Annotated in this window: 14 protein-coding genes and 2 pseudogenes; 5 read left to right on the forward strand and 11 right to left on the reverse strand. The window is 62.5% G+C overall.

The features are described 5' to 3' along the window. A pseudogene (locus E4Q08_RS00810) lies at positions 1–749 on the reverse strand (methyl-accepting chemotaxis protein); the annotation flags it as partial. A gap of 130 nt (positions 750–879) precedes the next feature. On the opposite strand from E4Q08_RS00810, the pseudogene E4Q08_RS00815 reads away from it, so the two are divergent. The 4 genes and pseudogenes from E4Q08_RS00815 to E4Q08_RS00830 all read left to right on the forward strand — a co-directional run. After that, positions 880–1,431 (forward strand): annotated as a pseudogene (locus tag E4Q08_RS00815) (methyl-accepting chemotaxis protein); the annotation flags it as partial. Positions 1,432–1,433: 2 nt separating this feature from the next. After that, on the forward strand, positions 1,434–3,017 hold the full coding sequence (locus tag E4Q08_RS00820) for a methyl-accepting chemotaxis protein (protein ID WP_169069006.1): 1,584 nt from the start codon (positions 1,434–1,436) through the stop codon (positions 3,015–3,017). A 64-nt stretch (positions 3,018–3,081) separates the two neighbouring features. Beyond that, positions 3,082–3,642 (forward strand): chemotaxis protein CheD, encoded by a 561-nt coding sequence (locus tag E4Q08_RS00825; protein ID WP_169069007.1) that lies wholly within the window; start codon positions 3,082–3,084, stop codon positions 3,640–3,642. A 6-nt stretch (positions 3,643–3,648) separates the two neighbouring features. Then, complete coding sequence (locus E4Q08_RS00830) at positions 3,649–4,464, forward strand: CheR family methyltransferase (protein ID WP_169069008.1); 816 nt, start codon at positions 3,649–3,651, stop codon at positions 4,462–4,464. A 94-nt stretch (positions 4,465–4,558) separates the two neighbouring features. Here E4Q08_RS00830 and E4Q08_RS00835 read toward each other — a convergent pair whose 3' ends face one another. The 5 genes from E4Q08_RS00835 to ridA form a co-directional block, all read right to left on the reverse strand. After that, positions 4,559–4,951, reverse strand: a complete 393-nt coding sequence (locus tag E4Q08_RS00835) for a hypothetical protein (protein ID WP_169069009.1) — start codon at positions 4,949–4,951, stop codon at positions 4,559–4,561. 164 nt (positions 4,952–5,115) lie between these two features. Further along, positions 5,116–5,832 (reverse strand): AAA family ATPase, encoded by a 717-nt coding sequence (locus E4Q08_RS00840; protein ID WP_169069010.1) that lies wholly within the window; start codon positions 5,830–5,832, stop codon positions 5,116–5,118. Between the two features lie 139 nt (positions 5,833–5,971). Next, the gene (locus tag E4Q08_RS00845) at positions 5,972–6,202 is read right to left on the reverse strand and encodes an AAA family ATPase (RefSeq protein ID WP_169069011.1); all 231 of its coding nucleotides are present in this window, start codon (positions 6,200–6,202) and stop codon (positions 5,972–5,974) included. 120 nt (positions 6,203–6,322) lie between these two features. Further along, positions 6,323–8,374, reverse strand: a complete 2,052-nt coding sequence (recG, locus tag E4Q08_RS00850; protein WP_169069012.1) for an ATP-dependent DNA helicase RecG — start codon at positions 8,372–8,374, stop codon at positions 6,323–6,325. Further along, on the reverse strand, positions 8,374–8,757 hold the full coding sequence (gene ridA, locus E4Q08_RS00855) for a deaminase RidA (RefSeq protein WP_034913164.1): 384 nt from the start codon (positions 8,755–8,757) through the stop codon (positions 8,374–8,376). The genes recG and ridA overlap by 1 nt, the downstream gene beginning before the upstream one ends. 43 nt (positions 8,758–8,800) lie before the next feature. Between ridA and E4Q08_RS00860 the strand changes: the two genes are divergently transcribed. Further along, a complete protein-coding gene (locus E4Q08_RS00860; RefSeq protein ID WP_169069013.1) occupies positions 8,801–9,139 on the forward strand; it encodes a tetratricopeptide repeat protein in 339 nt (112 codons plus the stop codon). Between the two features lie 4 nt (positions 9,140–9,143). Here the strand turns inward: E4Q08_RS00860 and E4Q08_RS25385 are convergent, their stop codons facing one another. The 5 genes from E4Q08_RS25385 to E4Q08_RS00885 form a co-directional block, all read right to left on the reverse strand. Further along, positions 9,144–9,527 (reverse strand): SPOR domain-containing protein, encoded by a 384-nt coding sequence (locus E4Q08_RS25385; RefSeq protein ID WP_169069014.1) that lies wholly within the window; start codon positions 9,525–9,527, stop codon positions 9,144–9,146. Continuing rightward, positions 9,484–9,846 carry a hypothetical protein gene (locus tag E4Q08_RS00870; RefSeq protein WP_169069015.1) on the reverse strand — a complete coding sequence of 121 codons (363 nt, stop codon included), beginning with the start codon at positions 9,844–9,846 and terminating at the stop codon, positions 9,484–9,486. The genes E4Q08_RS25385 and E4Q08_RS00870 overlap by 44 nt, the downstream gene beginning before the upstream one ends. A 111-nt stretch (positions 9,847–9,957) precedes the next feature. Continuing rightward, positions 9,958–10,569 (reverse strand): DUF2802 domain-containing protein, encoded by a 612-nt coding sequence (locus E4Q08_RS00875; protein ID WP_169069016.1) that lies wholly within the window; start codon positions 10,567–10,569, stop codon positions 9,958–9,960. 168 nt (positions 10,570–10,737) lie between these two features. Next, positions 10,738–11,940 (reverse strand): acetyl-CoA C-acyltransferase, encoded by a 1,203-nt coding sequence (locus tag E4Q08_RS00880; protein WP_034913159.1) that lies wholly within the window; start codon positions 11,938–11,940, stop codon positions 10,738–10,740. 20 nt (positions 11,941–11,960) lie between these two features. Beyond that, positions 11,961–14,348 carry a 3-hydroxyacyl-CoA dehydrogenase/enoyl-CoA hydratase family protein gene (locus tag E4Q08_RS00885; RefSeq protein ID WP_169069017.1) on the reverse strand — a complete coding sequence of 796 codons (2,388 nt, stop codon included), beginning with the start codon at positions 14,346–14,348 and terminating at the stop codon, positions 11,961–11,963. Between the last annotated feature and the right edge of the window lie 18 nt (positions 14,349–14,366).

The following is a 14,366-nucleotide window of genomic DNA, read 5'->3' on the forward strand; positions in this document are numbered from 1 at the left end:
GAGGCGTTCTGCTGCGTCGCCTGGTTGAGCTGCCCCATCGCGCCATTGATCTGGCCGACGCCGGAACTCTGCTCCTGCGATGCGGCAGCGATTTCCTGCACGAGGTCGGAGGTCTTCCGGATCGATGGCACCATCTCGCCGAGCAGCGAGCCGGCGCGTTCGGCGAGTTTCACCGAGTCCTTGGCGACATTGCCGATCTCCTGCGCGGCGACCTGCGAGCGCTCGGCGAGCTTTCGCACCTCGGCGGCGACGACGGCGAAACCCTTGCCATGCTCGCCGGCGCGCGCCGCTTCGATGGCGGCGTTCAAGGCCAGCAGGTTGGTCTGGTAGGCGATGTCGTCGATGATGCCGATCCGGTCGGCGATGCTCTTCATCGCCTCGACCGTCCTGGCGACGGCCTCGCCGCCTTCGACGGCCTGCCGCGCAGCGGTCGAGGCCATGCCGTCGGTGCGCCTGGCATTCTCGGTATTCTGGACGATCGACGCGCTCATCTCTTCCATGCTGGCAGTGGTTTCTTCGACCAAGGCAGCCTGCTCGCTGGCCAACTGAGACAGCAACTGGGCGGTGTTTGACACCTGGCCCGAGGCGCCAGTGAGATTGTCCGCCGCACTCCTGACTTCGCCGATGACTTCGGCAAGCCGGGAAACCGTTTGTCCGATTGCGAAGGCGAGGCTGTCGTTGTCGCCGGCCCGTGTCTGGATCTGGACGGTGAGGTCGCCGCCGGCAACCTGGCGCATCACGTCACGTACGTAGGCAGGTTCGCCGCCAATGCTGTTCATGATGGCGCGGGAAATCATCAGCGAGATGATCGCGCCCAGCACCAACAAGCCGCCGCCGGCGCCGATCATGACGAGGAAAATCTTGTTGATGTCGGCCGAAATGGCCTCGACCGCTGCGCGGCAGGCCGTCGAAGGCGGCGAGGCCGTCGCCAGGACGGTCGAGGCGATGAAGAGCATCGCCGACCGGATCGGCATCATCGACGACATCGCCTACCAGACCAACCTGCTGGCCTTGAACGCCGCCATCGAAGCGGCGCGCGCCGGCGAGCATGGCAAGGGTTTCGCCGTCGTCGCCGCCGAGGTGCGAAAGCTCGCCGAGCGCTCGCAGGTCGCCGCGCAGGAGATCGGCAATGTCGCCAAGGACTCGGTGAAACTCGCCGAACGCGCCGGCTCGCTGCTCGGCGAGATGGTGCCATCGATCCGGAAGACCTCCGACCTCGTGCAGGAAATCGCTGCCGCATCGCAGGAGCAGAGTTCCGGCGTCGGCCAGATCAATGGCGCGATGGGGCAGCTCAACCAGGCGACGCAGCAGAACGCCTCGGCGTCCGAGGAACTCGCCGCCACCGCCGAGGAAATGGGCGCGCAGGCGCAGCAACTACAGGAATTGATGGATTTCTTCCAGTTGACCGATCACAGGCAGGGGTGCGAATAGATATGAAATTCGGCCAGAAATTGGTTCTCCTGGTCACGCTGCCGCTCTTGTCTTCCGCCGGATTTGGCATCTGGTTGTGGATGGTCGTCGGACACATCAACGATTCGGTAAAACAGACCCGGGACGAAAGTATCGTCTACGCCATGTTGGCGAAAGACATGGAGAAAGACGTCATTCAGGTGCAGCAGTATCTTTCGGACATCTCGGCGACCCGTGCTCTGGACGGTCTGGACGACGGCATTCAGAAGGCACAGGAGGCTCATGACAATTTCATGAAGAAGGCAGACCGCTTCCGGCAGATGTACGCCGCCGAAAACAACCCGCAGGCTCTGCAGGAAATGGAGGCCATCCGGGTCCGTCTTGGCGCCTATTTCAACATTGGCAACAAAATGGCCCAGGCCTATATCGCCGGTGGCCCGGCTGCAGGAAACCAGTTGATGAGCGACTTTGACGGTGCCAGTGAAGCATTGCAGGATGCCCTGGGCCCTTTTGTCGAATCTCAACTGCATGAAGCAACAAGCAATCTCAATGAAACCGAAGACGCCACACGGCAGCTGAGAAAGATCGCTGCCTTGCTGAATCTTGGCATCATTGTCGCTTCCTCGATCCTGGCAATCCTGCTGATCCGCGGCATCCTGGCGCAGTTGGGCGGCGATCCGGCGCAGGTGGCGAAGATCGTCGCGCAAGTCGCCGAGGGCAAGCTGAGCGTGCAGGTCGACATCCGCAGCAACGATTCCAGCAGCATGCTGGCCGGCATCAAGACGATGATTGCCAGACTCACCGAAATCATCGGCGAAGTACGTACCGCCGCCGACAACCTCAGCAATGCCTCGGGCCAGGTCTCGGCGACCGCCCAGTCGCTCTCGCAATCCTCCAGCGAGCAGGCGGCTTCGGTCGAGGAGACGACTGCGAGCATGGAGCAGATGAGCGCCTCGATCGTCCAGAACACCGAGAACGCCAGGATCACCGACAGCATCGCCTCGGCCGCTTCCCGGCAGGCTATCGAAGGCGGCGAAGCCGTCGGCCGAACCGTCGAGGCGATGAAAACGATCGCCGACAAGATCGGCATCGTCGACGACATCGCCTACCAGACCAATCTGCTGGCCTTGAACGCCGCCATCGAGGCGGCGCGCGCCGGCGAACACGGCAAGGGTTTCGCCGTCGTCGCCGCCGAGGTCCGGAAGCTCGCCGAGCGCTCGCAGGTCGCCGCGCAGGAGATCGGCAATGTCGCCAAGGACTCGGTGAAACTCGCCGAACGCGCCGGTTTGCTGCTCGGCGAGATGGTGCCATCGATCCGGAAGACCTCCGACCTCGTGCAGGAAATCGCTGCCGCATCGCAGGAGCAGAGTTCCGGCGTCGGCCAGATCAATGGCGCGATGGGGCAGCTCAACCAGGCGACGCAGCAGAACGCCTCGGCGTCCGAGGAACTCGCCGCCACCGCCGAGGAACTCGGCAGCCAGGCCGTGCAACTGCAGGAACTGATGACTTTCTTCCAGCTCGCCGACAGCAGCCGTGGCAGCACGGTGGGCGTCAGCGCAATGGCAGCGGCGGCTGCCGCTCCTGGCAAAGACTTCGAACAGTATTAAACGCCATGTTCAACCACCCGCTACCCGCCATGCAGCTTCCCGCATACTCTCCGAGGGCCTGCTGATGAGCAACCCGCGTGACCTCGAGCGCCTGGCGCGCCACGTCAATCCCGGCGGCTGGGCGATCGAAAACGAACGACCGATCGCCACCCTTCTCGGCTCCTGTGTCGCCGTCTGCCTGTGGGACCCGCAGCTCCGGATCGGCGGACTGAATCACTTCATGCTGCCGAAATTCGAGAAATCGGCCAACAAGGATCTCGACGTCCTGCTCTGCGGCAACTACTGCATGGAGGCCTTGATGAACGGCATGCTCGCCCGCGGCGCACAGAAGAAGCGCCTGCAGGGCAAGGCTTTCGGTGGCGGTAACGTCATTTCGTCGCTGACCGGCGTCAGCATCGGCCAGCGCAACGCCGAGTTCGCCCGCGAGTGGCTGGCGCGCGAGGGCATCCAATTGCTTGCCTCGGACATGATGGGTCCGTGGTCGCGCAAGGTGATCCTCGACCCGCAGACCGGCGAAGCTTTCTGCAAGCGTGGACAGACCAACCAGAGCATCGCCGAAGCGGAACAAAGCTACGCCAGCACCCTCTTCGTCGCGCCGAAGAAGACCGACATCGAGCTATTCTGAGGGCCTATGAACGATCCTGAATCCCCGATCACCGACCAGGAGTTCGCGCTCTTCCAGCGGTTGATCTACAAACTGGCCGGCATCAGCCTGTCGGATGCCAAGCGAGTGCTGCTCGTCGGCCGCCTCGGCCGCCGTCTCAAACATTACCGATTTGACACCTACTCCCAGTATTATCGGCTGCTGTCCTCCGGCGAGCATCCCGATGAACTGCAGCAGATGGTCGATCTGCTGACCACCAACGAGACCTACTTCTTCCGCGAGCCACAGCATTTCGATTTCCTGCGCGACGTACTCCTCAAGGATCGGTGCGGAGCAGGCACTTTCCGTATCTGGAGCGGCGCCAGTTCGAGCGGCGAAGAGGCCTACTCGATGGCGATGGTGCTCGCCGAGCATCGCAGCGATGGACCCTGGGAGGTATTCGGGTCGGACATCAGCCTGACCGTCCTGGCGCGAGCACAGGCCGGGGTGTATACGCAGGAGCGTATTTCCGGCATTCCGCCAGACTACTTGCGCAAGTATTGCCTGAAGGGCGTGCGCTCGCAGGAAGGCAAGCTGCTGATCGACAACCGACTCAAGCAGCGCGTCCGTTTCGCGCAGGTAAACCTGACGCAGCCGATCACCGGCGTCGGCGACTTCGACGTGATTTTCTTGCGCAACGTGATGATCTATTTCGATGCCGAAACGAAGCGCAAGGTGATCGAGAACATGCTGCCGCACCTGAAACCGGAGGGCTATTTCATCGTCGGCCATTCGGAATCGCTGCACGGCATCAGCACCCGGCTGCAGGCCCTGAAGCCGACCATTTATCGGCGAGCAAGGTAAAGGTAAAGGCACCGGCCTGCGAGCCTGGCATGCAGTCGTGGCGACCAACTGCACCGCCCTGGAAGCGGCGATGTTCACCGGACGTCTGGTTTTTTCACGGGCGCGCAATGGTGCTGACCTGCAAGCCAGGGATATCGTTCGCCCACACCCGTTCGTTAAGGAGCATGACTCGGGCGTTCAGCCAGCGCAGATGCTCTTTCAATTTCTTCCGGTGAACATCGAGTCTTGGCTTGATTGCTTGCGAAGTTAGTCCGTGGCTATCGATTTCCATCCAGAGAACGACGACCAGTTGTACCTTCGGCGATGCGCAGGCCTTGCCAATTCTCGTCCAGTCACGATCGAAAGTTCGTCCCGCGCCGACAATACCGGCGATACTGTCGCGAACCTTCTGCGCGACTTCGCGAGCCAAGTCCCCGGTTGATGCGTCGATACGGTCCCGGTTTTGCGTGTGATATGCTCTGAAGTCCTTGACTTCGATAAAGAACACGACCTCTTCATCAGACGCTTGCCCGCAAAAATCGACTGCTCTTGATCCCTCCACTGCTTTCTGCAGAGCCTTGCTGCATGCTTCGTCGTCGTACTTGGCAACGATCCATTGGTCGCCGAAGGCAAACCGTTGGCGCCCTTCATGAAACTCGACCGGACCACGCCTCACTTTCTTTCCCCTTTCACTGATGATGCTCCGGCCTGTTTGTTCAACAAGCGGCGCATGAACTCTGACTGACGGTCGTAGTGGTCTGCAAACTCGCCGACTAGATCGTTGTCTGTCAGATCGGCCAAGGTATTCCCGGTTTGAACAGTGAAGTCTGGACTGACGCTCAAGCCGAAGAATCGGATGTCCGCACTTTCCGCCATCGGAAAAAGTTCGGAGAACTCCATGGCCATCGACAATTCACTGGTCAGGAGATAATCGTGGGTGGAAACGAATATTTGAATGCCAAAGGCGGCCAATTTGCGTAGTATCTCGGCCACCACGCTCACCAATCGAGGGTTCAGGTTGGCCTCGGGCTCATCCCAGAAAAGCACGCTGTTTTGCAATAGCGACCCGTTCAGAACCAAATGAGTAAGGCTGGCAAGTTTGCGGTGACCTTCGGCGACCAGGTGAGCCTCGAGATTCCCTTCAGGCGATGTGAGGTAGAAGCGGTTCCCTGTCAGGCGGACACTACCGCCGAGAATCTTTTCTAGTGGTTCAGCGAGGGATCGGGCACGCGCTAGGCGAGGTCCGAGGAGAGGACTGCCCGACAAGAGCACGCAAATGTCTCTATAGGTTTCATCGAAAGAAAGTTCTCGGGTTTCATAGGCCTGGATGAAGCCTTCGTACATTGCCAGTGTTTCTCTTGAGGGCAGAAAGATCGCCGGGCCACTCATGCTGGCTTCGACAGAGTCCACATGCAAGTTACCCAGGGTAGTCAACCGCCAAGCAATCTTGCCGCTATCGGTGGTAACGGATATTGTTGCTTTTGCGCGCCCGGTTGTTCGGGTGACTAGCCGACTGATGGCTTGGCCGTCAGGTTTGAAAACGCCCGCCAGTTTTTTTTGCTAGTTCCTGCTGAAAAATGCGCGCACGGTCTGTCGTTTGATCAGGTGGAAGGCTCTTGATGATCGCATAGAGCAGTTTCATCAGGTGAGACTTGCCACTTCCGTTTTTCCCAATGAATACGTTCACTCCCGGTGAAAAGTCGAAACTGGCCTGTTTCAGTACGGTGAACTTGCGAATATCTGCGCCTAGAATTTTCATGCTAAATTGCCTTCGATCGATTATCGAGGCGATATTCGCCTCACTTGAGGAGCAACCGGAATACCTAATGGTTGAACATAAATTCTTCAAATCCCCGCAACAGAACATCACCGAAGCCGATCAGGCTTTCAACAACTCTTCCCGATTTCCCAGCCAGCGCTGCAAATGCCGCCCGGCGCGCTCGGGATCGGTGCGCAACAGGTGCACGGCCAGGGCTTGCGCGAGTTCGACGAGATCGGCATCGCCTTCGAGGTCGGCGTAGCGCAGCAGCGGCACACCCGACTGGCGGCTGCCGACGAACTCGCCGGGACCGCGTAGATGCAGGTCCTGGCGAGCGATCTCGAAACCATCGGTGTTTTCAAAAATGATCTTCAGACGTGCCCTTGCGGTCGGCGACAAGGGCTGCTGATAGAGCAGCACACAGACCGAATCATGGCTGCCACGACCGACGCGTCCGCGCAACTGGTGAAGTTGCGAAAGTCCGAAGCGCTCGGCGTGTTCGATGACCATCAAGGTGGCGTTGGCGACGTCGACACCGACTTCGATGACAGTGGTCGCGACCAGGACATCGATCTCGCCGGCGACGAAAGCGGCCATCACTGCCGCCTTTTCATCGCTGCGCAGACGGCCATGCACGAGACCGATGCGCAGATCGGGAAGTTCGGCACGGAGCACTGCGCAGGTTTCCAGCGCCGCCTGCAGTTCGAGCTTCGCCGACTCCTCGACCAGCGGACAGACCCAGTACGCCTGGCGTCCTCCGGCAACGACCGCGCGCACCGCGGCAATGACCTGCTCCCGACGAGTATCGGAAAACAGCCGCGTCCTGACCGGCGATCGTCCCGGCGGCATTTCGTCAATCACCGAAACGTCGAGGTCGGCGTAGTAGCTCATTGCCAGCGTGCGCGGAATCGGTGTCGCGGACATCATCAACTGGTGCGGGTTGCCGCCCTTGCGCCGCAACTCGAGCCGCTGCATGACGCCGAAGCGGTGCTGCTCGTCAACGATGGCGAGACCGAGACGGGCGAAATCGATGCTCTCCTGAATCAGCGCATGCGTTCCGACGACCAGTTGCGCGGTCGTCGCGGCCTGTAACTGCCTGGCCTGCTTGACGCTCTTCCTGAGGCTGCCCGCCAGCCAGAGGACTTCGACAGCGAGCGGCTCGAACCAGGCGCGCAGCTTCAGGAAATGCTGTTCGGCGAGGATTTCGGTCGGCGCCATGAAGGCCGTCTGATAACCCGCCTCGATGGTCTGACAAGCAGCCAGTGCCGCGACGATGGTCTTGCCGCAGCCGACATCTCCCTGCAGCAGACGCTGCATCGGGTAAGGCTCGGCAAGGTCGCCGGCAATCTCGGCCGCGACGCGCTGCTGCGCGCCAGTCAGCGCAAAGGGCAGCGAGGCCTTGAAACGGCGGGCGAGCCGACCGGCGCCCGCCAGCACCGGCGCACCCTTGCTGCGGCGCGCCAGGTAGGCCCGGCGCAGCGAGAGCTGTTGCGCCAGCAGTTCGTCAAACTTGATTCGCCGCCAGGCAGGGTGGCTGCGGGTCTGCAGCGCCGCTTCCGAGGCTTCGGGCGGCGGCGCATGCAGGAGGGTCACAGCGGTGCCAAAAGGCAGCAGTGAATGACGCTTGCACCAGTCGAGGTCGAGCAATTCGGTCAGGTCGGCATTCTGCAGCGCGCGCGCGATGAGTCGGCGCAAGCTGGCCTGCGACAAACCGGCCGTAGTGGGATAGACGGGGGTCAGGGACTCGGGCAGCTTCTCTTCATCGGCCAGGATACGGTAGCGTGGATGCACCATCTCGGGGCCCAGGAATCCGCAGCGGATTTCGCCGAAAAGGCGCAGCCGGTACCCGCATGCGCGCGCGTTTTCCAGCGCCCGCTGCTGGCTGCCGTAGAAACTCAGGAAACGCAGGTCGAGAACGCTGCTGCCAGCGTTCGCATCGCTGACCCGGACCAGCAGTTGGCGACGCGGCGCCGGCCGGACCGAAAGATCGATGATCCGGACCTCGACCTGCACCGGAACACCGCAGGGGGCGTCAGCGATGGCGGTGATGCGCGTTTCGTCCTCGTAGCGCAGGGGAAGATGCAGGACGAGATCGTCGCGCCGATGCAGACCCAGCTTTTGCAGCCGGTTCCGGATGACTGGCGGCGCATCGATTGCGTCCTCGGTCGGCATCAGCCGTCGACCACCATCACCGCGTCGGCTTCAACCAGCGCGCCGCGCGGCAGGGAAGCCACGCCGACCGCGGCGCGGGCCGGAAAAGGCTCAGAAAAATAGCAGCCCATCACCGAGTTGACGGTCGAGAAATGTGCCAGGTCGGTGAGAAAGACGTTGAGCTTGACGACATCGGCCAGCGAGCCGCCAGCCGCTTCCGCCACGGCCTTGAGGTTGTCGAAAACGCGAACGATCTGCGCGTCGATCCCGTCGACCATTTGCATGCTGGCCGGATCCAGGCCGATCTGGCCGGAGAGATAGATGGTATTGCCGACCTGGACCGCCTGCGAGTAGGTGCCTATCGCCGCGGGCGCATGCGGGGTTGAAATGATCGTTCTGGCCATGCTGATGTCCTCTACAATGAGTGCTTGAAAATGGAGATGGTAAATGACGACGACGCTGATCGCCAATCTCGAAAAACTGCTCGGCGGCCCGCGTGACGGCGCTGTGCTGCGTTATTCACTGGGCAACGAGTATCTCAAGGCCGGCCACTTTGAACAAGCGGCAATGCACCTGCGGGCAGCGGTCGAGATCGATGCCCGCTATTCGGCAGCATGGAAACTGCTCGGCAAAGCGCTGCGCGAGAGCGGTCGCAGCGCCGAAGCCCTCGCTGCCTATGAACAGGGGATCGTCGTCGCCGAAAGCCGGGGGGACATTCAGGCGGCCAGGGAGATGACCGTTTTTGCCCGCCGCCTGCGCCGCCAACTGCCGGCGGCAGAGAACTGAGCCATCAAGGCCGGCTGACCTTGCCGACCGTGATCAGTCCGTCGATCCCAAGCCCCTTGATCTTTCGGCGAGCCGCCTCGGCCTCGGCACGCGTCCGGAATGGGCCGAGCTGCAGGCGCAGCTCCATGCTGGCAGGGATGCCTTCTGCGACAAACCTTGCCTGCAGCGCTTCGGCTTGACGCACATCCGGCAAGACTCCGGACTGCACGACGTACCCCGACAGCAGGCGTGCTGCTGGCACAGCGAGCGGTTCGGCCGCGGGAGCGCTTTCTTCGCCAGCCGCCGCGGCAAGGTTCGCTTGGCCGGACGGCGACGACGACAGTTCCACCGATGGCAGCCCCTTCTCAAGCGCTGCACCGCTGGCTTGCGGCTCCGCGACGAGTGGCACGAGCGGCGGCGTTTCGGCAGGCGGTGCAGCGGCTTTCTCGGGGGGGAGGCGGTTTTCTGACCGGCACCGGCTGGGTGAACCGTGGAGCCGCGGGCATCTCTTCATCGGCCATATTCAGGTAATCGAGCAGCAGCAGCGCAGCCAGTGCAGCCAGGATCAAGAGCGCGGCAACACCCATTTGCCACCACAACTGACGCTTGAGATCGGCTTGCCCTGGCCAACCCGACGCGGCAATGGCGGGTGTAGCCGGTGGGGAAGCTGCTGGCTGCGAGTGGCCTGGCGGTCGAGTCGCCATTTTCCGGGCGCGGCTAACGATCATGACTTTTCCAGGCACCCCCGATCATGAAAGTCATGACCGTTTCCCTCTCCCCCGACCCCTCCCCCGCGAGGGGGGAGGGGAGATTCGTGAGTCGCATACGCGACTTTCACATTAAACACCCTCGTAGCGGTTGCGCGCCAGCGCCACCACCAGGTCTGCCTCGGCACGGGCAATGCCGCAATGATGCGCGATGGTGGTCGCGTCATGCCCCTGGATCGCCATTTGCATCGCATCATTGTAGAGTGGCGATGCCGTCTGCGCCGATCCCGTCGATTGCCCGGCCTGTTGCCGGAAATCCTCGCGCGCGGCCAGCACTTCAGCGCGCAACTCATCCACCTCGCAGCGCAACTGATAAACTTCGCGCTGCAGGGAATCGATCCACGCCTGCCCGGGAATCTCCGCTGGTGGCTCGTTCCAGGCGAATTCCGGCGGCTGCGGATCGGCATGTGCCGGCGAGCCAGGGGCGACGGACGCTCCGGTGGACGGGGGAGCTTCGACCGCAGCGGCTGGATCGACTACTGCCACGCTGGCCACCGACGCCGGTTCCTGGACCGCGGTGTAGGCGGCCACCGCTGCTTGCGCCGCCAGCGGCGGTAGCGCAGCGACGCCGCGTTGCAGACGCCGCATGCGCAGATAGAGGACGATGATGTAAGCGACCAGCAGCACGATGACCGCGATCAGGCCTTCGCGCCAGCCCAGACTGCCCAGTAGATCGAGATCCATTGCACGCCTTCGTGACCTTGTCCGGCGGACATTATGCCAGACACTTGCGCTGCCTCAAGCACCATCTTGCAGCGCTGTCCAGGTCCGCACTCGCCGCCAAGGCACGAAGGCACGAAAAAAGCCTCGACCGGAAAATCCGGACGAGGCCATCGACCAGCCAGAGAAATCCTAGCGGATCGCTTCGAACAGCCCGGCAGCGCCCATGCCGGTACCGATGCACATGGTGACCATGCCGTAGCGCTGGCCGGTGCGTTGCATCCCGTGCAGCAGCGTTGCCGTCCGGATGGTTCCGGTGGCGCCGAGCGGATGACCGAGAGCGATCGCTCCCCCGAGCGGGTTGACCCTGGCCGGATCGAGGTTCAGTTCGCGGATCACGGCCAGTGCCTGCGCGGCAAAGGCTTCATTGAGTTCGATCCAGTCCACCTCGTGCTGCCCGATTCCGGCCCGCTTGAGCAGCCGCGGAATGGCTGCGACGGGGCCGATGCCCATGATCTCGGGCGCCACGCCGGCCACCGAGAAACCGGCAAAGCGTGCCAGCGGCTTGAGGTTGAACTGCTTGAGGATCTTTTCCGAAACGACCAGCACGGCGGCGGCACCGTCAGACATCTGCGAGCTGTTGCCGGCAGTCACCGAACCGCGCGCGGCAAATACCGGCCGCAGCCTGGCGAGGCCTTCGCTGCTGCTGTCCGAACGTGGTCCCTCGTCGTTCTCGGCCAGGTATGACTTGACCGTCACTTCACCGCTCTGCAGGTTCGGCACGCGTGCCGTGACCGGGTAGGGCGTAATCTCGGCCTGGAAGTGGCCGGCGGCGATTGCCGCACAGGCTTTCTGGTTCGAGGCGACGGCAAAGGCGTCCTGGTCCTCGCGCGAGATCTTCCACTGCGCAGCGACCTTCTCGGCGGTGATGCCCATCCCGAAACCGATCGCGTAATTCTCTTCCTTCTCGAATATCGCCGGGTTCATGGCGATCTTGTTGCCCATGATCTGGTTCATCAAGGACATCGTTTCGGTACCGCCTGCGATCATCACATCGGCTTCACCGAGGCGAATGCGATCCGCGGCCATCGCCACCGTCTGCAGGCCGGAAGCGCAGAAGCGGTTGACGGTGACACCGGGAACGGTGTTCGGCAAGCCGGCCAGCAGCAGGCCGATGCGCGCGACGTTCATGCCCTGCTCGGCTTCGGGCATTGCACAGCCGACGATGACGTCCTCGACCAGTGCCGGGTCAAGCCCCGGCGCCTGCGCCATGACCGACCGGATGGCGTGCGCCAGCATGTCGTCGGGACGAACGTGGCCCAACATGCCCTTGCGTCTGCCCACCGGCAGGCGGGTGGCGGCGACGATGTAGGCGTCCTGAATCTGTTTGCTCATGATCTGTTCTCCTTGCTCGCTCAGTTACGCAGCGGCTTGCCGGTTTCCAGCAGGTGCTGGATACGTTGCTGGGTTTTCGGGTTCTTCAGCAGTTCGACGAAAAGCTTGCGCTCGACGCTCAGCAACCACGGCTCATCCACCAGTGATCCGGTCTCGATGTCGCCACCACACAAGGCGGTCGCCGCAGCCTTGGCCACCGTGTAGTCGTGTGCCGAGATCATGCCGCCTGCCTGCATGTTGGCGAGCATCATTTCGCAGTTGGCGATGCCGGTACGCCCGGCAACCTTGACCCCGCGCGGCGACAGGCGCGGGTAATAGCCCGCCTCGGCGAGGCCGCGCGCTTCGCGCAGCGCCACGTACAGCAGCTCGTTGGCGTTGAACACGATCTTGTCCGAATCGACGGCAAAACCGAGTTCTCTGGCTTGCGCACCGCTCTTCGACACCGTGGCCATGGCGATGGTCATGAAAACCGGCTGGATGAACTCGAAGGGATCGTTGCCCGCAGTCTTCGCTGCGTGCTGCGCGGCGCGCATGGCGAACTCCTTGCAGCCACCGCCGGCTGGAATCAGGCCGACACCGGCTTCCACCAGACCGATGTAGCTCTCGAGCGCGATCACCCGCTTGGCCGCGTGCATGACGAATTCGCAACCGCCACCCAGGGCCATCCCCTGCACCGCTGCAATCACCGGCACCTTGGCGTACTTGAGGGACATCGACGTGTTCTGGAATTCGCCGACGTATTTTTCGAGCAGCTCGAAATCGCCGGCGGCAATCGCCTCGGCAACTTCCTTGAGGTTGGCACCAAAGGCGAATGGCGCTTCGTGCCACAACACCAGTCCCTGATAATCGGCCTCGGCACGCGCCACCACTTCCTGCAGACCGATGATGACGTCACGGCCGAGCGTATGGTTGCGCGATTTGATGCTGGCGATGGCGATACCCGCATCGATCTGCGGCAGCGTCCACATGCGGACGCCTTCGTTTTCCCAGACCGTGCTGCCGGCGACTGCCTGTTCACTGAGGATGCGCTCGGGGAAGATCTGCCGCTGATACACCGGCAAGGTCGAGCGCGGCCGGTAGGCGTCGGCACTCGCTGAGTAGGAACCCTGCGTGCCATGCACGCCTGCCTGTGCAACCCGGCCAAAGACCCATGCCGGCAGCGGGGCCGGGCTCATCGCCCGGCCGGCGTCGATGTCGGCCTGGACGGCTTCGGCAATCGCCTGCCAGCCAGCCGCCTGCCAGCTCTCGAACGGGCCCTGCGACCAGCCGAAGCCCCAGCGCATCGCGAAATCGAGATCGCGGGCGTTGTCGGCAATGTCGGCGAGGTGATAAGCGGCGTAATGGAAGATGTCGCGGAAGATCGCCCACAGGAACTGCGCTTGCGGATGCTCGCTGGCGCGCAACTGGGCAAACTTCTCGGCCGGGTTGCGATTCTTGAGGATCGTCAGCACGCTTGGGTCGATTTCGGCCGCACTGTCACGATAGTCCTGCAGCGTCAGGTCGAGCACCTTGATCGCCCGGCCATCCTTGCGGAAAATGCCGCAGCGCGTCTTCTGGCCGAGCGCGCCCTTGCCGATCAGTGCCGCCAGCCATGCCGGCACGCCGTAATGGGCATGCCAGGGATCTTCGGGCAAGGTGTCCTGCATGGTCTTGACGACATGTGCCAGGGTATCGAGGCCAACGACGTCGGCGGTACGATAGGTGGCACTCTTCGGGCGACCGATGATCGGACCGGTCAGTGAATCGACGACGTCGAAACCGAGTCCGAGGCGCTGCGTGTGATGCATCACCGCGAGCATCGAGAAGACACCGACACGGTTGGCGACGAAGTTCGGCGTATCGCGCGCACGCACGATGCCCTTGCCGAGGCGCGAGACCAGCCACGCTTCGAGATGGTCGAGCAGCACCGGATCGGTGGTTCTGGTCGCGATCAGTTCGACGAGATGCATGTAACGCGGCGGATTGAAGAAGTGGATGCCGCAGAAGCGCGAACGCAGCGCTTCCGGCAGACCTTCGGAGAGGCGATTGATCGACAGCCCCGAGGTATTCGAGGCGATGATCGCAGCGGGCGAAACGAAGGGTGCGATCTGGCGATACAGATCGTCCTTCCACTCGGTCTTTTCGGCAATGGCTTCGATGATCAGGTCGCAATCCCTGAGCAGATCGAGGTGCTGCAAATAATTGGCGGCGTCGATGTAGCCGACGCGATCCTTCGTCGCCAGCGGTGACGGCTCGAGCTTCCCGAGCGCGTCGATGGCTTTCCTGACGATCCCGTTGGGATCGCCTTCCTTGGCCGGCAGGTCGAAAAGCACCACCGGCACTTCGGCATTCGCGAGGTGCGCTGCGATCTGCGCGCCCATCACGCCCGCTCCGAGTACGGCGGCCTTGCGTACGATGAAGTTGCTCAAGCTGTCCTCCTTGTCTGG

It is taken from the genome of Candidatus Accumulibacter contiguus (assembly GCF_012940005.1).
In the GTDB taxonomy this organism is placed as follows: Bacteria; Pseudomonadota; Gammaproteobacteria; order Burkholderiales; family Rhodocyclaceae; genus Accumulibacter; species Accumulibacter contiguus.